General features: G+C 71.8%; 18 protein-coding genes and 1 tRNA gene. 9 read left to right on the top strand and 10 right to left on the bottom strand.

Features of this window, described 5'->3' with window-relative positions:
- Positions 1-87: 87 nt before the first annotated feature.
- Both ACVUH9_RS09300 and ACVUH9_RS09295 read right to left on the bottom strand, forming a co-directional pair.
- A tRNA-Phe gene (locus ACVUH9_RS09300) sits at positions 88-160 on the bottom strand.
- Positions 161-279: 119 nt separating this feature from the next.
- The gene (locus ACVUH9_RS09295; RefSeq protein WP_475756176.1) at positions 280-1077 is read right to left on the bottom strand and encodes a M23 family metallopeptidase; all 798 of its coding nucleotides are present in this window, start codon (positions 1075-1077) and stop codon (positions 280-282) included.
- On the opposite strand from ACVUH9_RS09295, the gene ACVUH9_RS09290 reads away from it, so the two are divergent.
- The gene (locus ACVUH9_RS09290) at positions 1076-1426 is read left to right on the top strand and encodes a hypothetical protein (protein ID WP_475756174.1); all 351 of its coding nucleotides are present in this window, start codon (positions 1076-1078) and stop codon (positions 1424-1426) included. The two genes, ACVUH9_RS09295 and ACVUH9_RS09290, sit on opposite strands and share 2 nt — an antisense overlap.
- Before the next feature lie 162 nt (positions 1427-1588).
- Here the strand turns inward: ACVUH9_RS09290 and ACVUH9_RS09285 are convergent, their stop codons facing one another.
- The gene (locus tag ACVUH9_RS09285; RefSeq protein ID WP_475756172.1) at positions 1589-4591 is read right to left on the bottom strand and encodes a DEAD/DEAH box helicase; all 3003 of its coding nucleotides are present in this window, start codon (positions 4589-4591) and stop codon (positions 1589-1591) included.
- A 229-nt stretch (positions 4592-4820) separates the two neighbouring features.
- Here ACVUH9_RS09285 and ACVUH9_RS09280 point away from each other — a divergent pair, with 229 nt between their 5' ends.
- Both ACVUH9_RS09280 and ACVUH9_RS09275 read left to right on the top strand, forming a co-directional pair.
- A complete protein-coding gene (locus ACVUH9_RS09280) occupies positions 4821-5840 on the top strand; it encodes an ABC transporter ATP-binding protein (protein ID WP_475756170.1) in 1020 nt (339 codons plus the stop codon).
- Positions 5837-6682, top strand: a complete 846-nt coding sequence (locus ACVUH9_RS09275; protein ID WP_475756168.1) for an ABC transporter permease — start codon at positions 5837-5839, stop codon at positions 6680-6682. Before ACVUH9_RS09280 ends, ACVUH9_RS09275 begins: the two co-directional genes overlap by 4 nt.
- Positions 6683-6721: 39 nt before the next feature.
- Here ACVUH9_RS09275 and ACVUH9_RS09270 read toward each other — a convergent pair whose 3' ends face one another.
- From ACVUH9_RS09270 to ACVUH9_RS09255, 4 genes are all read right to left on the bottom strand, one after another.
- The gene (locus ACVUH9_RS09270; protein WP_475756166.1) at positions 6722-7603 is read right to left on the bottom strand and encodes an MBL fold metallo-hydrolase; all 882 of its coding nucleotides are present in this window, start codon (positions 7601-7603) and stop codon (positions 6722-6724) included.
- 40 nt (positions 7604-7643) lie between these two features.
- The gene (locus tag ACVUH9_RS09265; protein ID WP_475756164.1) at positions 7644-8333 is read right to left on the bottom strand and encodes an HAD hydrolase-like protein; all 690 of its coding nucleotides are present in this window, start codon (positions 8331-8333) and stop codon (positions 7644-7646) included.
- A gap of 225 nt (positions 8334-8558) precedes the next feature.
- Positions 8559-9332: an ABC transporter permease gene (locus ACVUH9_RS09260; protein WP_475756162.1), complete on the bottom strand. Its 774-nt coding sequence runs from the start codon at positions 9330-9332 to the stop codon at positions 8559-8561.
- Positions 9329-10336, bottom strand: coding sequence for an ATP-binding cassette domain-containing protein (locus ACVUH9_RS09255; RefSeq protein ID WP_475756160.1), 1008 nt, complete (start codon positions 10334-10336; stop codon positions 9329-9331). The genes ACVUH9_RS09260 and ACVUH9_RS09255 overlap by 4 nt, the downstream gene beginning before the upstream one ends.
- A gap of 236 nt (positions 10337-10572) precedes the next feature.
- On the opposite strand from ACVUH9_RS09255, the gene ACVUH9_RS09250 reads away from it, so the two are divergent.
- From ACVUH9_RS09250 to ACVUH9_RS09235, 4 genes are all read left to right on the top strand, one after another.
- Positions 10573-12585: a hypothetical protein gene (locus ACVUH9_RS09250; RefSeq protein ID WP_475756158.1), complete on the top strand. Its 2013-nt coding sequence runs from the start codon at positions 10573-10575 to the stop codon at positions 12583-12585.
- Between the two features lie 332 nt (positions 12586-12917).
- Positions 12918-14066, top strand: a complete 1149-nt coding sequence (gene sucC, locus ACVUH9_RS09245) for an ADP-forming succinate--CoA ligase subunit beta (protein WP_475756156.1) — start codon at positions 12918-12920, stop codon at positions 14064-14066.
- Complete coding sequence (gene sucD, locus ACVUH9_RS09240; protein ID WP_475756154.1) at positions 14066-14944, top strand: succinate--CoA ligase subunit alpha; 879 nt, start codon at positions 14066-14068, stop codon at positions 14942-14944. The genes sucC and sucD overlap by 1 nt, the downstream gene beginning before the upstream one ends.
- 447 nt (positions 14945-15391) lie before the next feature.
- Positions 15392-15586 carry a hypothetical protein gene (locus ACVUH9_RS09235; protein WP_475756152.1) on the top strand — a complete coding sequence of 65 codons (195 nt, stop codon included), beginning with the start codon at positions 15392-15394 and terminating at the stop codon, positions 15584-15586.
- 113 nt (positions 15587-15699) lie between these two features.
- Here ACVUH9_RS09235 and ACVUH9_RS09230 read toward each other — a convergent pair whose 3' ends face one another.
- Both ACVUH9_RS09230 and ACVUH9_RS09225 read right to left on the bottom strand, forming a co-directional pair.
- Complete coding sequence (locus ACVUH9_RS09230) at positions 15700-16104, bottom strand: VOC family protein (RefSeq protein ID WP_475756151.1); 405 nt, start codon at positions 16102-16104, stop codon at positions 15700-15702.
- Positions 16105-16308: 204 nt separating this feature from the next.
- Positions 16309-17232, bottom strand: coding sequence for a helix-turn-helix domain-containing protein (locus tag ACVUH9_RS09225; RefSeq protein ID WP_475756149.1), 924 nt, complete (start codon positions 17230-17232; stop codon positions 16309-16311).
- Positions 17233-17293: 61 nt separating this feature from the next.
- Between ACVUH9_RS09225 and ACVUH9_RS09220 the strand changes: the two genes are divergently transcribed.
- Positions 17294-18391 (top strand): aminotransferase-like domain-containing protein, encoded by a 1098-nt coding sequence (locus ACVUH9_RS09220; RefSeq protein WP_475756147.1) that lies wholly within the window; start codon positions 17294-17296, stop codon positions 18389-18391.
- Positions 18392-18846: 455 nt separating this feature from the next.
- Complete coding sequence (locus ACVUH9_RS09215) at positions 18847-19266, top strand: DoxX family protein (RefSeq protein ID WP_475756145.1); 420 nt, start codon at positions 18847-18849, stop codon at positions 19264-19266.
- Positions 19267-19627: 361 nt separating this feature from the next.
- Here ACVUH9_RS09215 and ACVUH9_RS09210 read toward each other — a convergent pair whose 3' ends face one another.
- Entirely contained in the window at positions 19628-20338 is a 711-nt protein-coding gene (locus ACVUH9_RS09210) for a metal-dependent transcriptional regulator (RefSeq protein ID WP_475756143.1), read from the bottom strand.
- Between the last annotated feature and the right edge of the window lie 99 nt (positions 20339-20437).

Raw genomic sequence — 20437 nt, 5'->3', positions numbered from 1 at the left:
GAACCCGCCTACTGACGCGTAGACGCTCCCGACCTTACGGTCCCGTAGACATGAAAAAAGCCCCGATCTCCGGGGCTTTCTTACGTATGGCGAGACCGGGACTCGAACCCGGGACACCACGATTTTCAGTCGTGTGCTCTACCAGCTGAGCTATCTCGCCGAGGTCGTTCAGAGTACCGTGCCTGCGCTCGCCGTGACCGCTCGCCCCCACGGGGCCTCGTGCAGCCGCCCCGAAGACCGTCCGGCCGCGGCCCGAAACGGGCGTTCGTCCGCCCCCGCCTACCCCTCGCAGGAGTTCGGCAGCTTCTGCAGCAGCGGCATCGGGTCGACGGCCTTGCCCCGGTTCTGGTCCCACGGGCTCGGGCGCATCTCGAAGTGCAGGTGCGGGTCGTAGTCGCCGCCGGACTGGCCGGCGTTGGCGACCTGCTGGCCCGCCGTGACGCGCTGGCCCACCGCCACGACGATCGTGCCCGGCTTCAGGTGCAGGTACCCGTAGGCGATCCCGTCGTCGCCGTCGAAGACGATCGTCCAGCCGCCCCCGCCGTCGTCGTAGGCGACGCTGGCCACGGTCGCGTTGGTCACGGCCACCACCGGCGGGAAGCCGTCGAAGGTGCCGATGTCCTGGCCGTTGTGCTGACGCCCGCCCCCGTCGCGGCCGGCGTGGAAGCGCTGGGCGGCCAGCGAGCGGAAGTTGCAGGCGCCCTGGACGGGGAAGACGTAGCCGCCGACGGCAGCGGGGGGCTTCGGGGCCTCCGGGGCCGGGGTGCTCTTGGGGGTCGGGGTGCTCTTGGGGGTCGGGGTGCTCTTGGGGGTCGGGGTGCTCTTGGGGGTCGAGCGCGTCTCGACCCGCAGGCTGCGGACGCGCCCGCGGAGCTCGTGGCCGGTGGCGTCGCGCACGATCAGGCGCAGACGGTAGGAGCCGGCGCGCTTCGCCAGGCGCGTGGTCACGCGCTGCTGGACGTCGACGCCGGAGCGGACGACGCCGAAGGACTGCCGGGCGACGATCCGGTCGGTGGAGCGGTCCTCGATCCGGACCTGGACCCGCGCGGCGGTCGCGCGGCTCGCGTCGATCCGCATGTCGATCTTCGGCGGCGTGGAGCCGGCCGTCCAGGTCGAGGTCGAGATCGCGAACCGGGTCACCTTCGCCCGCACCCGAGCCGGGGCGTCAGGCACCTGGTCGGGTACGGGCGGTGTGCCGTCGGTGGAGGTCGGCGGCACGGCGCTGGTCGCGGCTTGCGACAGCCCGCCGCTGCGGGCCGTCGCGATCGCGGTCGGCGTCTGTGTCTCGGCTTGGACAGCCGAGGCACAGACGCCGCCGACGATGCACGGCAGGGTTACGGCGGCAAGAAGAACCGCTGCCGTCTTCACGGACCGGGTGCTGCGCACCGTGGTCTGTGGATGGGTTGCCCGCGACATGGCTCGGTGAGCTTGCCCGGTCGTGACCGCTACGACGAGCAGCTACAGCTTCGTTGCAGCTTTCTCGGAGCGAAGCTGCAGAAACGCGTAGCTTCGCTGCAAGTTCGCGGAATCCTGCACGCGATTGACCGCGAATCGACGCGATTGGCGACCCCCGCGGCCCGGCCGACCGTCAGCGACGACCCGCGCCGCCGTCGAGCCGGTCCAGCAGCTCCAGCGCGCCGGCCTTGTGCAGCGGCTCGTTGAGGTTCCCGCACTTCGGCGACTGCACGCACGAGGGGCAACCCGACTCGCACGGGCACTCCGCGATCAGCCGGCGCGCGTCGTCGGCCCACTCCTCGAAGCGGAGGAACCCCTGGCGCGCGATCCCGACCCCGCCGACGTGGCCCTCGTAGACGATGATCGCCGGCCCGGCCGTCTGCGGATGCAGGTTCGTCGAGAGCCCGCCGACGTCCCAGCGGTCGCACATCGCCAGCAGCGGCAGGACCGCGATCTGGGCGTGCTCGGCCGCGTGCAGCGATCCGAGCACGTGCTCGGTCGGGAACGGCGTCAGCGCCGCCGCGTCGGCGGTCAACCCCTCTGCCGGCAGGGCCGACCCCGGGACTCCGCCACCGTGGATCAGGCCGCCCGGCTCGTACCAGACCGCCTCGGTCTCGAACGACACCGACGGCAGGTCGACGGTCCGCAGATCGATGATCTCGCCCGAGCGGGCCTTGCGCCGCTGGTAGGCGAGCACGGTGTCGGTGACCGTCACCCGACCGAAGCTCAGCGGCACCACCAGGCCGGAGGCGGTCACGACCTCGCGCTGGTCGAGCAGCGTCTCGAACAGGACCTCGATCTCGCGCTTCGGCTCGGTCCACCAGTTGCCCGCGAACGGCTCGACGACGGCGAAGCCCGACTCCAGGTCCAGGCCGACGACCTCGTACTGCTGCCCGAGGTGCAGGTAGACCGCACCCTCGTGGACGGTCGCCGGGGCCTTGTCCTGCTCGACGTGGCCGATCTCCTCGCCGGTGGTGCCGTCGACGATCACGACCCGCTGGCTCGACGCGCTGCGCAGCGCCACCTCGCCCGCGGGGAAGCCGTCGCCACCGACCGGCCGGAACGCCCCGCCCCGCTCGCGCAGCCCGCCCCGCCGGACGAGCTCCTCCGCGTGCGCGCGCCAGCGCGGCCCGAGGGTCGCCGCGTCACGCTCGTCGAGCGGCGCCTCGTAGGCCGCGCAGAGCAGATGCGCGAGGTGGATCGGCTCGTTCTCGTGCTGGAGGATCGCCGCCTCGACGGGACGGTCGAGGAACTGGTCGGGATGGCGGCAGAAGAACTGGTCGAGCGCGTCCTCGCCCGCGATGTAGACGGCGAGGCCCGTCCCGCGGCGCCCGGCCCGTCCCCACATCTGCCGCAGCGAGGCGACCGTACCCGGGAACGTGACGACGACCGAGGCGTCGAGCTCGCCGATGTCGATCCCCAGCTCGAGCGCGGTGGTGGTGACGACGCAGCGGACCTCGCCGTCGACCAGCCGCTGCTCCAGCTCGTGCCGTTGGCCGCTGGTGTAGCCGGCGCGGTAGCCGATCACGGTCCGGGCCAGGTCCTTGCGGCCGCGCTCCTCGAGCTCGTCGGCGGCCATCTGGGCGACGACCTCGACGCCCTTGCGGCTGCGGATGAAGCAGATCGTCCGCGACCCGGCCTCGACCAGGTCGGCCAGCATCTCGGCCGCCTCGCTCAGCGCCGAGCGGCGGGTCCGGCCCGCGATCAGCTCGGACGCGTCGAGCAGCTCGGCGTCGGGGTTGAGCGGCGGACCGGCGTCGTCGTGGGACGGTTCGGCCTGATCGGGGACCGGGTCGTCGTCAGGCCGCTCGTCGTCCTCGGTGGGCCGCTCGCCGTCGGTCTCGCGGTCGTCGTCCGGGGCTTCACCGTCGACGGACGGACGCGACGCGGCGACGATCTCGTCGAGGTCGTCGCCCTCCGCCAACCGGCCGGGCTCGGGATTGTGGGCCGCCGAGCCGTCCCCGAACGGTTCGGCCTCCTCCTCGGGGACGGCGGGAGCAGCGTCGCCGACCTGGGCCCCCGAGGCCGCGTCGGCGACCGCCATCTGCGCGCCCTCGGCCCGCACCCGCGCGGCGACCGCATGGGGATCGTCGTCCGGATCGAACAGCGGCGGGTTCCACATCGCGATCTGGCGGCTGCCGCCGGGCGAGCCGTCCTCGTCGATCAGCGCGACGTCCTCCAGGCCGGTCAGCGCCTCGACGTGCTCGCGCGGGTTGGCGATCGTGGCCGTCGCCAGCAGAAACCGCGGCCCGACCCACTGCGCCTCCGGGCTGATGCGGCTTTGCGGCTCTATAGGCCCCAAATCCGCATCAGGACCCGCGCCCGCATCCGCATCAGCCCCCGCGCCCGCCCCCGCATCAGCCCCCGACCCCGCCCCCGCATCAGCCCCCGACCCCGCCACCCCGCCGCTCGCCGCGACCTCGCCCGCCCGCCGCACGCGGCGCAGGTCGACCCCGCCCGACAGGGTCCGCCCGAGGCTCGACGCCGGAACGGCCTGGTGGCGCTCGCTCAGCCGTCGCAGCCGCCGCAGGACGTTGGAGACGTGCGATCCGAAGACCCCGCGGTAGACGTGCGCCTCGTCGATCACCACCACCCGGAGGTGGGCCAGCAGCTCGCCCCAGAGGTCGGGCCGGGGGAGGATCCCGACATGCAGCATGTCCGGGTTGGTGAGGACGACGTTGGCGTGGCGGCGGACGTCCTTGCGCGCCTCGCGCGGGGTATCGCCGTCGTAGATCGCCACCCGCAGCCGCCGCGGGAGGCCGAACGAGGCCAACGACCGCGCCTGGTCCTGGGCCAGCGCCTTGGTCGGGTAGAGGAACAGCGCCCGCGCGCGCGGGTCCCGCAGCAGCAGGTCGATCGCCGGCAGCTGGAAGGCCAGCGACTTCCCCGACGCGGTCCCCGTCGTGACGACGAACGGCTGCCGCTCGGGGACGGCCAGCGCGGCCGCCTGGTGCGCGTAGAGCTGCTCGATCCCGCGCCGCGCGAGCGCCGCGCGCAGCTCCGGGTGGAGGCCGTCCGGGATCGGCGCGACCCGCCCGGGGCGCGGTCCCTCGAACGCCTCGCGCACGAGCCGCTCGTCCTCACGACCCGCGTCGAGCAGCGGGCGCCAGGGCGCGGGGGCGGACGACGAAGCCATCCCTCCGAGTGTGACGCAGCGGCGATCGTGGCTGCGGGCCGCGGGCGACAGGCGGCCGGACGTCGCGCCGAGCGGTGGAGCGACGGAGCGCGATCCGTCGGCCGCCGTGGCGGTGGCCAACGGAGCGCGCCACCGGCTTCGACCGCCGCCCGGTCCCCCACGAAGCGCCGACGCGCCAGGTTCGCGGCGCGGACCGAACCCGGCCTCGATCCTCCCTAGGCTGTCGGATGTGGCAACCGACACCGAGGTCTCCCGCACCACCGGCAGCGCCGGTCCTCCGCCCCCGGCCGCGCGCGACGCGATCGTCGTCGAGGGCCTCCGCAAGCGCTACGGATCGAGCGAGAACGAGGCGGTCGCCGGGATCGACTTCCGGGTCGCTCAGGGCGAGATCTTCGGCCTGCTCGGGCCGAACGGGGCGGGCAAGACGACGACGATCGGGGTGATCACGACCCGCGTCAAGCCGACCGGCGGACGGGTCCTGGTCGACGGGCTCGACGTCACCCGGGACGAGGTCGCCGTCAAGCTCCGGCTCGCCGTGGTGCCGCAGCGGAGCAACCTCGACCGCAGCCTCAGCGCGCTCGAGAACCTGACCTTCCACGCCGGCTACTTCGGGTTCGGCCGCAAGGAGCGGCGGGCCCGTGCGCTCGAGCTGATGGACCAGGTCGGGTTGCAGGGCCGCGAGGGCGACCGCGTCGACAAGTACTCCGGCGGGATGGCCCAGCGGCTGATGATCGCTCGGGCGCTGATGCACCGGCCCCAGATCCTGATCCTGGACGAGCCGACGACGGGGCTCGATCCGCAGTCGCGGCTGTTCCTCTGGGACACGATGCGCGAGCTGCGCGAGCAGGGCACCACGCTGATCCTGACCACCCACGACATGGCCGAGGCCGACCAGCTCTGCGACCGGATCGCGATCATCGACCACGGCAAGGTGATCGCGCTCGACACCCCGCGCGGGCTGCGCAAGCTGCTGCCGAGCGAGCACGGGCTCGAGCTGGTCGTGACCCCGCGTGACCCCGGAGCGACGGTCGACGCGACCGCTGTCGTCGAGGGCCTGCCCGGGGTCGAGCGGGTCGTGACCGTCGGCACCGCCGACGACCGCACCACGCTCCGGTGCTACGGCGACGCCGACCCGGCCGACCTCGCCGTCAGCCTGCGCGACGGCAGGCTCGAGCTGATCGACCTCCACCGCCTGGAGGGCTCGCTCGAAGAGGTCTTCGTCCACCTGACCGGAAGGGAGCTGCGATGAGCTCCGCCACCACCAACGCGCCGCGGCCGGAGACCGGCGTCGACGCGATGCCCGTCCCCGCGGCGGCCGGCACCCGCCGCCGCGCGTTCCTGGCGATCCTCGGCCGCGACCTCTGGGTCACGGTCCGCCACGAGCCGATCGGCTTCCTCGCCCAGGCGCTGCTCCAGCCGCTGTTCTTCCTCTTCGTCTTCGGCCGCGTGCTGCCGGAGATCGGCGCCGCCCAGGGCAGCTACGGCGCCTCGCTGCTGCCGGGGATCATGGCGATGACGGCGGTGACCGTCTCGCTCCAGAACATGGCCTTCCCGCTGGTGATCGACTTCTCCTTCACGAAGGAGATCGAGGATCGACTGCTCGCCCCGCTGCCCGTCTGGGCGGTCGCGGTCGAGAAGATGATCCACGCCTCGATGCGGGCGATCGTCGCCGCGATCCTGCTGCTGCCGCTCGGTCAGCTGGTCCTGCCCGGCGGGATCGACCTCTCGAACGCGCATCCGCTCGGGCTGGTCGCGGTGATCGCCGCCGGAGCGGTCGCCGGCTCGACCCTCGGCCTCGTGCTCGGTACGGCCGTCCCGCCGCACCGGATCAACATCGTCTTCGCCGTGGTGCTGACCCCGCTGCTGTTCACCGGGGCGACCTTCTACCCGTGGGCGGCCCTCGACAGCCTCCAGTGGTTCCAGATCGTGACGCTGGTGAACCCGCTGACCTACGTCAGCGAGGGCTCGCGCGCGGCCTTCGGTGCGCAGGAGCACCTCGCCACCTGGGCGATCCTGACCGGGCTGGTCGTGAGCATCGGCACCTTCGGCGTGCTCGGCCTGCTCGGCTTCCAGCGCCGCGCCGTCGACTGAGCCGCGGGCGTCGGCGGCCGCCGAGGGTCGGGGTCGCCGTCAGCCCTGGGATGCGGCCTGGTTCGCCGCGTGCAGCTGCTTCTGGCGGGCGTCGCTGCGGGCCAGCGGCATCGCGTAGCGATCGACGTAGGCGACGTCCTCGCGCCAGATCGCCAGCGCGCGCTGGCCGTCGATCGGTCCGCCGTGCCCGGGAAGGACCCAGTCGGCCTGGTCGACCAGCGGCTTGAGCCGGTCGAGCGTCGCCCGGTAGGCGGAGCGCGAGCCGCCGTTGTCGTGCCAGGTCGGGATCTCGACCGGCGAGAGGTAGTCGCCGCAGATCAGGACCCGCGCCCACGGGACCCAGATCGCCATCCCGTCGGGGGTGTGCCCGTCGGCGGGGTGCAGCTCCAGCTCGGACCCGGGACCACCGGCGCCGAGCTCCAGCTTGCCGGGGACCGGGAGCGACTGCAGCTCACCGAGCGCCAGCGGGGCGCGATCGGCGACGTAGTGGTCGCGGTCGAAGGCCCGCAGCTTGCGGACCGCATCGCCGGTCTCGCCGGTCAACCGCGCCGCGGTCGTCTCGGCCACCCCGAGCGCGGCCTTCGGGAAGGCCAGGCGCCCGAGCAGGTGATCCCAGTCCCCGTGCGTGGCCAGCAGCCCGGAGACGGCGAACCCGGCCTGCCCCGCGACCTGGGCCGTCAGCTCCAGCTCGTCCGGGTAGACCGGCGAGTCGATCAGGAACGCCTCACGGGCGCCGTTGCCGGGACCGTCCGCCTCGGCGGCGCCACCGAGCGGCGCCTCGCCCGCGCCGTGCTGCCCGACCCGCAGGCCGCCGGCCCCCGACGGCTCGGCGGGCGCAGGCGCCCGCACGATCGCCGCGGTCGTCTGCCAGACGCGCGAGACGACGACGAGGACGTCCGGGTGGACGGCGAGGGCACGCACGGAAGCGAAGGGGGAGTCGGGAGCCGCGGCGGGGGCCGGCCTACTTCAGGCCGAGCAGCCGGATCGCGTCGAGCAGCGTCTTGACCTCTTCGGTCGGCTGCTTGACGCCCTTCTCGAGCTGCTCGCCGTGACGGTTGATCCAGATCACGGGGATCTTCGCCTTGAGGCACGGGGCGACGTCGGCGTAGTAGCCGGACGCGATGTGGACCCAGTTCTTCTTGCCGCCGTAGCGACGGGCGATCTCGGTGAAGTGCGCGGTGTCCGGCTTGTAGGAGCGGACCTGCTGCGCGGTCACGACAAGATCGAAGTTGTGCTGGATGTGCCGGCGGGTGAGGCCGAGCAGCTTGTCGTCGATGTTGGAGACCAGACCGGTCTGGTACTCCTTGCCGAGCTTGCGCAGCTGCGGCATCGTCTCGCGGAACGGACGCCAACGCTCGACCGAGTCGGGCAGGAAGTTCGCGCGGGCGGGCTCCTGGCGAAGGTCGTCCCAGCCCATCTCGGCGGCGACCTCGCGGGCGGTCCGGCGGAGGACCTCGGCGTACAGCTCGTAGCTGCCGGCGGCGATCTCGCGGTGCTTCTCGTGGAAGAGGCGGATCAGCAGATCACGATCGATCGTGAAGCCGTCCTTGCCCGCCTCCTTGGTGAAGGCTTCGATGATGCCCGCTTCCCAGTCGATCAGCGTGCCGTACACGTCCATCGTGACGAAATCGATCTTCTTGGGAAGCGCCATCCCCCGGATTATGCCTGGTAGACGGCGTCTGCTGCTGCGCGCCCCGCCTCACCGGCCCCCGTCAAGGACCTCTTTCTGGAGGATCGGCCGCCCAGGGCGCCCGTCGGCGCATCGCAGGATCACCACCCGAACCCTCGGTCAGACCACCAGTCTGACTCTCGGGCCCCGGCAGCACCCTGCGCGGTCACCGACCACCCTGGACAGCCACTGATCCTGGAGCAGGTCCTAGCTCGTCAGCGAGCGGTACCGGCGGACGGCGAAGAACGCGGCCACGACGGTGATCCCGATGATCCAGATGAACGAGACCCAGACGTCGCTGTTGGCCGGCGTCCCGAGGAACAGGTGCCGGGTCGCGTCGGCGAAGGTCGTGAACGGGTTCGCCTCGGCGAACTGCCGCAGCCCGTCGGGCATCGTCGACGGCGGCACGAAGACGCCCGACGCGAACGTCAGCGGGAAGATCACCGTGAAGCCGATCGCGTTCGACGTCTCCGCCGATCCCGCCGAGAGGCCGATCAGCGCGAACACCCAGCTGAAGGCGAAGCCGAGGCCGAGCAGCAGGATGATCCCGAGCAGGACCATGCCGACGTTGGTCCCGAACGAGAAGCCGACCAGCAGGCCGACCGTCAGCAGGACCACGAGCTGGAGGCCGTTGAGGGCGATGTCCGCCACCGCCCGGCCGGAGAGCACCGCGATCCGCGACATCGGCAGCGACCGGAAGCGGTCGATCAGCCCCTTGTTCATGTCGTCGGAGATCGCCAACGCCGTCACGAAGCCGCCGAAGGCGATCGACTGGACGATGATGCCCGGGATCAGGAAGTCCGCGTAGCTCGTGTAGCCCGGGGTCGCGATCGCGCCGCCGAAGACGTAGCGGAACAGCAGCACGAACATGATCGGCTGGACCGTGTAGCCGATCAGCAGATCGGGTTGGCGTGGAATCCGGCGCAGCTGCCGTCCCGCGAGGATCAGCGTGTCGGAGAGGGTCCAGCGGAGGCTGCTCATGCGGCGTCCTTCGAGGTCGCATCGTCGTCGGACTCGGGAGCCTCGGCAGCGTGCCCGGTCAAGGTCAGGAAGGCGTCGTCGAGGGTCGGACGGCGGATGCTGATGTCGGCCACCGCGACGCCCGCCGCGTCGAGCCGTCGGACCGCGACCACGATCCCCCCGGCGTCCGCACGCAACGGCGCCGAGGCCGCGACGCCGTCGACGTTGATCGCCTCCGGCCCGCCCTCGACGAGCACGCCGAGCGCCTCGCGCGCGGCACCGGCCTGGGCCGGATCTTCGAGGGTCACCTCCAGCCGCTCGCCGCCGACGCGGTCCTTGAGGTCGTCGGAGGTCCCCTCCGCGATCACCCGCCCGTGGTCGATCACCGCGATCCGGTCCGCCAGGCGGTCGGCCTCGTCGAGGTATTGCGTCGTCAGCAGGACGGTGGTCCCGTCCGCGACGCGGCCCTCGATCGTCTCCCAGAGGCTGAGCCGGCTGCGGGGGTCGAGGCCGGTGGTCGGCTCGTCGAGGAACAGCACCGGCGGCCGCACGACGAGCGCCGCCGCGAGGTCGAGCCGGCGGCGCATCCCGCCCGAGTAGGTGCTGGCGACGCGGTCGCCGGCGTCGGTCAGGGAGAACTCCTCCAGCAGCTCGTCGGCACGTACCCGGGCCGCCTTCGCACTGAGGTGGTAGAGCCGGCCGACCATCCGCAGGTTCTCGGCCCCGGTCAGGTACTCGTCGACCGCGGCGTACTGCCCGGCCAGGCCGATCTTCGCCCGCAGCGCGTCGGGATCGTCGGTCACGTCGAGCCCGGCCACGCGGGCGGTGCCGGCGTCGGGCTTGAGCAGCGTGGTGAGGATCCGCACCGCCGTCGTCTTCCCGGCACCGTTCGGACCGAGCACGCCCAGGACGGACCCGGTCGGCGCCGAGAGGTCGATGCCGGCGAGCGCGTGCACGTCACCGAACGATTTGACGAGACCCTCGACCTCGATGGCCACGTCGTTGGGGACCGAAGCATTGGACATCGAGGCGGACCATACAAGGGCGAACCGTCGCTGCGCACAGCCGAATCTGACCGTTGCGCCCCTCACTTGGCCGGCCGGGAACGCCGCCCTCCGCCATCCCCACCGACCGCCCCGCCTCCCCGGCCAGGGCACCCCCTCCAACGACTCCGCCGACGCCGTAAGCCCCCCCAACGCCTTGCCTAACTGTGTACACCAGGTAATCTGCCGCGCCCACCGTCTTCCGCGAAGGGTTCCTCATGGATTCATCAGTTCCACGTCGCCGCCGAAGCACCGTCGCCGCCTGGTCGGTCGCCACCGTCAGCGCGATCGCGCTGCTCCCGGCGCCAGCCTCCGCCGCGGTCACCGCGACCCAGATCACGTCGCCGGCGGCCAACACCGTCATCGACAACGCCAACCTCCTCCAGCCCTCCACACTGACCGTCAGTGGCACCGCCACCGTCGACGGCCAGACGCCGGAGGACGACCAGGTCGCCATCTACGCCTACTCGCCGCTCGCCGCGCTCGGCTCCCTCGGCTACTTCCAGATCTCCGAGGCCGTCGAGGTTGGTGCCGACGGCCGCTTCACCGCCGAGATCACCCAGCCGCTGCCGACCAACACGCTGCTCCTGGCGGGCCCGAACGAGGGCGAGGAGGGCCCCCCGCTCGGCGAGGAGGGGCCGTTCGCTCCGACGCTCGTGCTCGGCGGCTTCTACAACCCCGGGGTCTACGACGACGAGATCGACGGGCTGCGGTTCCAGTCCTTCCGCGGCCAGCGGCGCGGCTCGTTCCTGCTCGGCCCGGCCGGATCGATCGGGTTCGGCGGGATTGGCATCCCCGGGATCGGCTCGCTCGACCTCGGTGCCGTGACCGGTGGCCCGACCGGCGACCGCGGCGTCGAGATCGACCCGATCTTCCTCGGCACCAGCTCGCTCTGGCCCCACTACAACGACAGCCGCGGGACGGTCACCGTCGACGGCGTCCGGGGCTACCTCCGCGACCAGATCTACATGCCGACCAGCGGCGAGGACAGCCTGCCGGCCCCGGTCACCACCCGAACGGTCGACGCGACGACCGGTGGGCAGACCATCGTCCAGACCCAGCCGATCTACCGTGCGGCCGATCCGAGCGACTACCCCGACGACGAGGTGCTCGAGAACGGCTACGTGCCGAGCGGGCTCGAGCTCCAGCGCACGATCGTCCAGGACCACGACGGCCAGCAGGCGACGGTGACCGACGTCTACCGCTCGACCGACGGCAAGGGCCACCGGGTCGACCTCCTGTACTCGGAGGGCCTCGGCCTGGCGTACGACGGCCGCAGCAACGGGTGCTCGCCGCTCTCGTGCCCGCCGCTGGTCCGGGCGGCCCAGCGCGCTGCCGCCACGCCGGGCGGCGTCCGCGGCCTGCTGACGCGGGAGCAGGACCCGGAGATCGACCCGCAGGAGCTGTACGAGGCGCTCGCGCCGAAGTTCCGCGTGCCGTGGGAGTCGGGCGCGAACTGGGAGCGGAAGGCGCAGTCCGACCCGCTCTCGGCCCCGCCGACCGGCGCCTCCACCGTCTACAGCCGCTTCCCCGCGCTGTTCAGCATGCTGAGCCAGGGCGGCGAGGGGCCGCCGAGCCCGGAGGATCTCCGCTCGGTCTACGGCGCGATCACCTTCGGCAGCCGCCCCGACGGCGGCGTCTTCGTGGTCGACCCGCTGTTCGGGGCGCTGTTCCAGACCTCCACGCAGTTCGTCGCGCGGTTCGTGCGTGACGTCCCGGCGGGCGAGTCGACGCCGATCACGCAGGTCTACTCGCAGGGCCGTGACACAGCCGAGGTCGAGGCGCTCGCCGCCGAGGCCGAGCGCAAGCTGACCCCGGCCGCGCCGGTCGCGCCGCCGAAGGCCGCCCCGCCGGCCGCGGTCGTCCCGAAGGTCCCGGCCCCGACCCGGCGCGTGGCGCCCAAGCGCCTGACCCTGAAGGCGACGCCGAACGGTGACCTGACCGGGGCCCGGCGCTTCCGCTTCAGCGGGCAGCTGTCCCTGCCCAAGGGCGCCTCGGCCGCACTCTGCGGCAAGGGCGGCGTCGTCTCGGTGCAGATCCACGCCGGCCGCAACACGATCTCGACCCGGCGGGTCCGGCTCGACAAGCGTTGCCGCTACGCCGTCCGCGTCTCGTTCCGGAACGGTGCGCGGTTCGGCAGCAGCAAGCGTCTGACGGCCGGCGCGCGCTGGGGCGGCAACAGCAAGATCGGCGGCGTTCGCGCCAAGTCGGTCCGGCTCCGCGTCCGCTAGCTCGACCGCATCGCCGTGGGGAGGCGGGGCCCATCAGGGCGTCGTCTCCCCACCGATCGGCACCGCCGCGAGGGCTCACCGACCCGCCGCGGCGACGGCGAGATCGCCGGTGCCGCTCGTCCCCCGGGCACGAGCGGCACCGCACACCCCCGGACTTCGCCGCAAATCGCACGAACACGCGTCCTCCACGGCGGAGGAATAGTCTCCCGCGAGGTCGCCGACCGTCCGTTACAGGGTGCGCCGGCGTCACGCAGAGCGCGACACCCAACGACCGGTACCGAACTGCGGTACGGCCTACACCGTCGCGCGCTCCCCACGACTCAGGAACGCACATGGACCTGCTCGAGTACCAAGGCAAGCAGCTGTTCGCGCGGCATGGCCTCGACGTTTCGGACGGCAAGGCCGTCACGACCGTCGACGACGCCGTCGCCGCCGCCAACGAGATCGGCTACCCCGTCGTCGTCAAGGCCCAGGTCTTGATGGGCGGGCGCGGCAAGGCCGGCGGCGTCAAGCTCGCCTCGAACGAGGACGAGGCCCGCGAGCACGCGACCAACATCCTCGGGCTCGACATCAAGGGCCACATCACGCGGACCCTCTGGATCGAGCACGCCTCGGACATCGAGACGGAGTACTACGCCTCGGTCCTGCTCGACCGCTCGGCCAAGAAGCCGCTCGTGATGTTCTCCACGGAGGGCGGCGTCGAGATCGAGACCGTCGCCGAGGAGACCCCCGAGAAGCTCATCAAGCAGAACGTCGACCCGCTCGTCGGGCTGACGAAGGAGCAGGCGCTCGACATCGCGACCAAGGGCAAGGCGGACGCGGACGTCATCGACGGCGTCGCCGACGCGCTGGTCGCGCTCTACAAGGTCTGGATCGAGGAGGACGCCTCCCTCGCCGAGATCAACCCGCTGATCATCACGCCCGACCGCAAGGTCAAGGCGCTCGACGCGAAGGTCTCGCTCGACGGCAACGCCGCGTTCCGTCACCCGGACCACGCGGAGCTGGGCGACAAGGCCAACCTCGATCCGATCGAGGTCAAGGCCGCCGACGAGGGCGTCGTCTACATCAAGCTCGACGGCAACATCGGGATCCTCGGCAACGGCGCGGGGCTCGTCATGAGCACCCTCGACGTCGTCGCCCAGCACGGCGGCGAGCCGGCCAACTTCCTCGACGCCGGCGGCGGATCCGACGCGGCCAAGGTCAAGCAGGCCGTGGAGATCATCCTCTCCAACGAGAACGTCAAGGCCGTCCTCTTCAACATCTTCGGCGGCATCACCCGCTGTGACGAGGTCGCCAACGGCCTGGTCGCCGCGTTCGCCGACCTGAAGCCGACGGTGCCGTTCGTCGTCCGCCTGGACGGCACGAACGACGTCCTGGGTCGCGAGATCCTCGAGAAGGCCGCGCTGCCCAACGTGCAGACGGCGAAGACGATGAACGAGGCGGCCGAGATGGTCGTCGCCGCCGCGAAGGGGAACAGCTGATGTCGGTTCTGGTCGGTAACGACACGCGGATGGCCACGGCCGGCATCACCGGTCGCGAGGGCTCGTTCCACACGCTCAACAACCGCAAGTACGGCACCAACGTCGTCGGCGGCGTCAACCCGAAGAAGGCCGGCGAGAACGTCGACGGGATCCCCGTCTTCGGCTCGTGGAAGGACACGGTCGCCGAGGCCGGCGCCAACACGGCGATGATCTTCGTGCCGCCGCCGTTCGCGGCCGCGTCGGCGCTCGAGGCCGCCGAGGCCGGCGTCGAGCTGATCGTGATCATCACCGAGGGCATCCCCGCCCACGACGAGCTCAAGCTCTACAACACGATCAAGCGCGACTACCCGAACACGCGGGTCGTCGGCCCGAACTGCCCGGGCATCCTCTCGCCGGGCAAGGCGAACGTCGGCATCATCCCGGCGTCGTTCTTCAAGGAGGGCAACGTCGGCGTGGTCTCGCGCTCCGGCACGCTGACCTACCAGATCGGCAACGAGCTGGCCCAGGCCGGCTTCGGCAACTCCTCGATCGTCGGCATCGGCGGGGACCCGGTTCCGGGCTCCTCGTTCGTCGACATCATCGAGCTGTTCGAGAAGGACGACCAGACCGAGCTGATCGTGCTGTCCGGCGAGATCGGCGGGTCGGCCGAGGAGGAGGCCGCCGAGTACATCGCGGCCAACGTGACGAAGCCGGTCGTCGGCTACATCGCGGGCTTCACCGCCCCCGAGGGCAAGCAGATGGGCCACGCCGGCGCGATCGTGTCCGGGTCCTCCGGCACCGCCGTCGCCAAGGCGGAGGCCCTGGAGGCCAAGGGCGTGCGCGTCGGGCGCACCCCGACCGAGGTCGCGGAGATCGCGATCGACATCCTCAAGGGCTGATCCGCCCCTGAGGTGCCGCCCGGTCCGCAGCACGCGGGCCGGGCGCGGCGCGGGTCCGCAGGCCGGGCGTGCGGGCGTGGTCCGCAGGCCGGGCGTGGTCCGCGAGGCCGGGCATGGTCCGCGAGGCCGGGCATGGTCCGCGAGGCCGGGCGTGGTCCGCGAGGCCGGGCGTAGTCCGCGAGGCGTCGCCGGACCGACGGAGTCGTTCTCTTTGAGGTTTGCCACCTCTACGGTGGTCAACCTCAACGAGAACGACTCCGGGCCGCTTGCGATCGCCGTTTCGGCCGGCCGAGCGGCGCGAGCAGCGCCCTCGTAGCCAGGCCGCGCCCACGGCCCGTCGCCGCCCGTATCGCCGTTCCTGCCCGATTACCAGGGAAATCCGACACAGTCGGGATCCCTCAAGCGTGCTATGGGGGTTCCGCCGATGCCGTGCCTACAGTTTTCCGTGTGCCCGGTTCGCTGGACTTCACCGGGATGTTGACGGCCCTCGAAGGCCGCACGCGTCCCTCGTCGCGTCACCCGCTCGCCGATCTGGCCGAGGCGGCCGAGATCGCCCGTGCCCGCTTGACGGTCTTCGAACCCGACGCGCCGGCCCTGCCCCCGCAGCCGGTCGTCCCCCGCGGGCGCCGCTTCGGCTCCTGACCCAGGGGTGACGCCGCGGGCCCGTCTCGGCCCCTGACGCACGGGTCGCACGGGGCCGCCACTTCGGCCCAAACCCGCAACTAACGCGGACCGCAGGGCCGTCTCCGTTGCGCTCAGGCCGGATCGTCGGGAGCGGGCCGGTAGGTCCCGAAGTTCCACAGCCGCCCCTCGAGGTCTCGCGCGCTGTAGTCGCGTGAGCCGTAGTCGAGGTCGACGAGCTGGCGCACGATCTCGGCCCCGGCCGCGACGGCCCGATCGTGGTGCGCGTCGGGGTCGTCGATCGCCACGTAGATCGAGTGCGCGTCGCCCTCCGCGTCGCGGGGCAGGTCCCGCGTCGTCGCGCCGAGCATCACGATCCCGCTGCCGACCGAGAGCTCGGCGTGGCCGACCGTGCCGTCCGGGCCGGCATGGACCACGCGCGGCCGGAAGTCGAACGCACGCTCGAGCCACTCGATCGCGGCCCGAGCGTCGCGGTAGCACAGGATCGGGTAGGCGGTGGGACGGGAATCGTTGCTCATGATGGGCTCCGGGATCGTGGAAGGAACGGTCGAACCCGACGCTACGCCGGGTCCGGGCGGGTGTCTTGGACGGATGGCACCCGCGCGATCGTCCACCCCGAGCCACGGCCCCACCGTGGCGACCACGACCACCGCGCCCGCCCCCGCCACGTCGCCTCCGTTCCCCACGCGGACCCGCAGGCACCGGGACCGGACCGAGAGCCGCTACTCCCCCAGCTCGATCCCGCCGTACGGCATCCGCTGCTCACGGAACGCCGTCGGCGTCATCCCGCTCATCGCCCGCATGTCGCGGTTCAGGTGGGCCTGGTCGTAGTAGCCACAGGCGAGCGCGACGTCCCCGATCCGCAGCGTGGGATCGACGAGCAGGGCGACCGCGCGCTCGAACCGCAGCACCCGGCCGACGCGACCCGGCGAGAGCCCGATCTGCTCGCGGAAGCGGACGCCGAGGTGCTTGCGACTGCAGCCGACGTCCCGTGCGAGCTCCGCCACCGTGATCCGACCGTCGGAGCCGACGAGACGGTTCCACGCCCGGGCGACCTCCGGCGTACGCAGCAGCCCGTTCCCGCCCAGTCCGCTACGCGACAGCGCCCGGTTCACCGGCAGCCCGCCCGGCGACCGCCCCAGCCGACCCAGCAGGATCCGATCGAGCCGGGCGAACCGCCGCGCCCAGGTCGGCTCCGACGCCAGCGCGTCGAGCATCCGCTCGGCGTCGCTCCCGAGCAGCGCCTCGAGGTCGACCACCCGGCCGGCCAGCTCGTGCAGCGGGAGGCCGAAGACGGCAGCGGCCCCGTACGGCGTCAGGTTGCACTGCATCCCGTCGGCACCGTCGATCGAGGCGTTGGTGGCGTAGGCGTCGTGGACCCCGGCGACGAACGAGCTCCGCGCGTCCGGCCGCTGGTCGGCCCCGCCGATCCACCAACGCGGCCCGAAGCTGAGGATCACCGGGACCACCAGCGTCGGCAACGCCCGCCGCTCGATCGCGCCGCCCCACTCCCGGTAGCCCTCGTAGGCGCCGGCGACGACATCCCGCAGCCGGGGGTCCGGATCGCGGGTGTGCAGCTCCCATCCGCGACCGGCATCGCCGGTGCGCAGGGTCTGCACTGCGAACGGCGCGGCGGCCACGGCCATCCACCCAGGCTACGACCGCGCCGGTCGTCCGGCAATCCCGATCTTTACAGTAGGACGAACCATGGCCGACTCCATCTCCTTCGCCCGCGGGGCACCGTCCGCTGACATCGTCGACGTCGACGGCCTGAAGGAGGCTGCCGTCCGCGCGTTCGAGAACGATCCGGCCGGCGTCACCGGCTACGGCACCTCGGTCGGCTACCTGCCGCTGCGGCGCCTGATCGCGGAGAAGCACGGGGTCCCCGAGGATCACGTGCTCGTCACCAACGGCTCGATGCAGGCCGACGCGTTCCTCTTCGACGAGGTCGTCGCCAGCGGCGACGCGGTGATCGTCGAGCGCCCGACCTACGACCGCACGCTGCTGGGGCTCCAGGAGCGCGGCGCCGACGTCCGCCTGATCGGCCTCCAGGCCGACGGGATCGACATCGACGAGCTGCGGACCGCGCTCGAGGGTGGGCTCCGCCCGAAGCTGGCGCACATCATCCCCAACTTCCAGAACCCGGGCGGCTCGACGCTGTCGCTGGAGAAGCGCCACGCGCTGCTGGAGCTGGCGGCGAAGTACGACTTCCTGATCTTCGAGGACGACCCGTACGTCGACGTCCGCTTCACCGGCGAGCCGCTGCCGCGGATGCTCGAGCTGGACGAGAGCGCGGAGCGCGTCGTCTACGCCTGCTCGTTCTCGAAGACGGTCTGCCCCGGGATCCGGGTCGGGTACCTCGTCGGGCCGCCGGCGCTGATCGCGAAGATCCAGCGCCGCGCGACCAACACCTACATCGCGCCGAACCAGGTCGCCCAGGGGATCGTCTACGAGTTCCTGTCCGGGGATCGCTTCCCGCAGGCGCTGGCGACGGTCAAGAGCGCGCTGGCGGAGCGGGCCAGCACGCTCGGCGAGGCGCTGCGCAAGCACCTGCCGCAGGCGTCGTTCGTCGCCCCCGAGGGCGGCTACTTCCTCTGGGTCGAGCTGCCCGCCGGCGAGGGCCACGACTGCGCCAAGATCGCGAAGGAGGCCGCGGACCGCGGCGTCCAGATCGTCAAGGGCACCGACTTCCTGGTCGAGGGCGGCGAGAACGCCTTCCGCCTGGCCTACTCGGCGGTCACCGCCGACCGGATCGACGAGGGCGTCCGCCGCCTCGCCGAGGCCGTCGAGGCCGCCCAGGCCTGAGCCCCGGCCGTCGCCAGACGACGGCTTCGACACGATTCGCCGCTGCGCCCCGCCTCCGTGCGGGGCGCACGTCGTTCCGGCCCCACGAACCCGAGCGAGCGCCGACCAGATCAAGCGCCGAGCTGATCGAGCGCCAGCCAGATCGAGGGCCACCCCAGATCAAGGGCCACCCCAGATCAAGGGCCACCCCAGATCAAGGGCCACCCCAGATCGAGGGCCTCTAGACGAGCCGCACCAGATTGAGGCGCGCCACACCGAGGCGGACTTCTTCCTGGGTCGCATGGGGCCTGCCTCATCGTTGATGGGGCCCACCCCATGCGGCCTAGGAAGAAGTCCGCTTCCAGATCGCCTGCGCCCGGATTCCCCCCGTCGTCGCCCAGATCCCGAAACAAAGCGGACCACGGTCCTCTTAGAGTGCTACGCTTGTTGCAACAGCAACGACTTAGGAGTTCCTGATGGACATCGTCTTCCTGATCGGCCGCGTTCTACTTGCGGCGATCTTCCTGCTCTCGGCCGTCGGCCACTTCACCCAGACCCAGCCGATGGCGCAGTACGCGGCAAGCAAGGGCGTTCCCGCTCCGGCCGCGGGCGTCATCGTCAGCGGCCTGATCGGCCTCGTCGGCGCGCTCTCGATCGTGCTCGGGATCTGGCCCGACCTCGGCGCACTGCTGCTGATCGCCTTCCTGCTGCCGGTGTCGGTCTTCATGCACCCGTTCTGGAAGGAGACGGACCCGCAGGCCCGCCAGGGCGAGCAGATCAACTTCATGAAGAACGTCGGCCTGATCGGCGGCGCCCTGATCCTCTTCTACGTCGTCAACCAGACGCAGGACGTCGCCGCCGCGATCACCAGCTCGCCGCTCTTCCCCCGCTGGTAGCTGCGGTTGGTCTGCGGACGGCCGTATGCCGTCGCATCTCGGCCCGCGTGGGCCGCGGCAGGCCTGGCGGCCAGCTCTCGGACCAACGCGAACCGACCTGCTCGGCCTACGACCACCGCAGACGCAACCGCACGTGGTCAGCTCACGAACCAACCTCGGGGCTGACCACCTCCAACGACGAAGGGCCGGCGATCTGCTCACCGGCCCTTCTCGTTTCAGACGGTCGGCTGACCGCGCGTGAATGCGTGTGAGGCGTTCGTAGGCCAAGCAGGTCGGGGCGGATGACGCGAGAGCTGGACGCCAGTCCTGCCGAGCTTCAGCCGGCCCGAGATGCGACGCGCCTACGGACGCCTCACACCATTCACCGGCCGAAGGCCGCTTGCTCGAGCACCACCGCGGCCGGCAGGCCGACGCGCTCCGGGGGCGACGGGTCGGCCGAGACCGAGACCGTCTCGGCCGCGCTGTGGGTGAGCGTGTGCTTCTCACCGGCGGTGTCCTCGATCACGACCCGCTCGTCGTTGCGCTCGAGGACCTTGCCCTCGAGGCCGGGGGAGATGCCCGCGCCGTAGAGGTAGTGGAGGACCTGCTCGGCCTCGTTCTCGAACCGCAGGATCCGGATCTTCGCGCCGGCCTCGACGTCCGCCAGCGGCGCCCCGGGGATCCGCTGCCCGACGGCGATCGGGTGCCCGTGCGGGCAGGTCTTCGCGTCACCGATCGCCTGCCGCATGCCCTCTTCGATCGCGGGGCTCATCGCGTGCTCCATCCGCTCGGCCTCCTCGTGGACCTCGTGCCACGAGATGCCCAGCACGTCGGTCAGGAACCGCTCGACGAGCCGGTGGCGACTGACGACGCCCTCGGCGACCGACAGGCCCCGCTCGGTGAACGAGATCCGCTTGCGCTCGTCGCGCGTGATCAGCCCGTCGCCCTCGAGGCGCTTGACCATCTCGTGGACGGTCGGCGCGGAGAGCAGCATCGCTCGCGCGACGTTGGCTGCGGTCAACGGGAGTTGCACCTCGTGCAGCCAGTAGAGCGTCTCGAGGTACTCCTCCTCGCCAGCGGTCGGATGAGCCATACCCGCATCGTACCCGGGCTCACCGCCCCCGCGGGAGCGTCGCCGACGGGGCTTCCGACGAGGCCCCTCCTGATCGGCGCGCAGCATCGGTACCCTGGT

Source organism: Patulibacter ginsengiterrae, from assembly GCF_056269115.1.
The sequence above is the reverse complement of the archived record's forward strand: the minus strand, read 5'-3'. Positions and strand labels throughout refer to the sequence as shown.

Excerpts from the sequence above, each read along its gene's own strand:
- ACVUH9_RS09290 (WP_475756174.1), top strand. The coding sequence starts at position 1,076 with ATGTCGATCTTCGGCGGCGTGGAGCCGGCCGTCCAGGTCGAGGTCGAG.
- ACVUH9_RS09295 (WP_475756176.1), bottom strand. The coding sequence starts at position 1,077 with ATGCGGATCGACGCGAGCCGCGCGACCGCCGCGCGGGTCCAGGTCCGG.
- ACVUH9_RS09285 (WP_475756172.1), bottom strand. The coding sequence starts at position 4,591 with ATGGCTTCGTCGTCCGCCCCCGCGCCCTGGCGCCCGCTGCTCGACGCG.
- ACVUH9_RS09275 (WP_475756168.1), top strand. The coding sequence starts at position 5,837 with ATGAGCTCCGCCACCACCAACGCGCCGCGGCCGGAGACCGGCGTCGAC.
- ACVUH9_RS09265 (WP_475756164.1), bottom strand. The coding sequence starts at position 8,333 with ATGGCGCTTCCCAAGAAGATCGATTTCGTCACGATGGACGTGTACGGC.
- ACVUH9_RS09260 (WP_475756162.1), bottom strand. The coding sequence starts at position 9,332 with ATGAGCAGCCTCCGCTGGACCCTCTCCGACACGCTGATCCTCGCGGGA.
- ACVUH9_RS09255 (WP_475756160.1), bottom strand. The coding sequence starts at position 10,336 with ATGTCCAATGCTTCGGTCCCCAACGACGTGGCCATCGAGGTCGAGGGT.
- ACVUH9_RS09250 (WP_475756158.1), top strand. The coding sequence starts at position 10,573 with ATGGATTCATCAGTTCCACGTCGCCGCCGAAGCACCGTCGCCGCCTGG.
- sucC (WP_475756156.1), top strand. The coding sequence starts at position 12,918 with ATGGACCTGCTCGAGTACCAAGGCAAGCAGCTGTTCGCGCGGCATGGC.
- sucD (WP_475756154.1), top strand. The coding sequence starts at position 14,066 with ATGTCGGTTCTGGTCGGTAACGACACGCGGATGGCCACGGCCGGCATC.
- ACVUH9_RS09230 (WP_475756151.1), bottom strand. The coding sequence starts at position 16,104 with ATGAGCAACGATTCCCGTCCCACCGCCTACCCGATCCTGTGCTACCGC.
- ACVUH9_RS09225 (WP_475756149.1), bottom strand. The coding sequence starts at position 17,232 with ATGGCCGTGGCCGCCGCGCCGTTCGCAGTGCAGACCCTGCGCACCGGC.
- ACVUH9_RS09220 (WP_475756147.1), top strand. The coding sequence starts at position 17,294 with ATGGCCGACTCCATCTCCTTCGCCCGCGGGGCACCGTCCGCTGACATC.
- ACVUH9_RS09215 (WP_475756145.1), top strand. The coding sequence starts at position 18,847 with ATGGACATCGTCTTCCTGATCGGCCGCGTTCTACTTGCGGCGATCTTC.
- ACVUH9_RS09210 (WP_475756143.1), bottom strand. The coding sequence starts at position 20,338 with ATGGCTCATCCGACCGCTGGCGAGGAGGAGTACCTCGAGACGCTCTAC.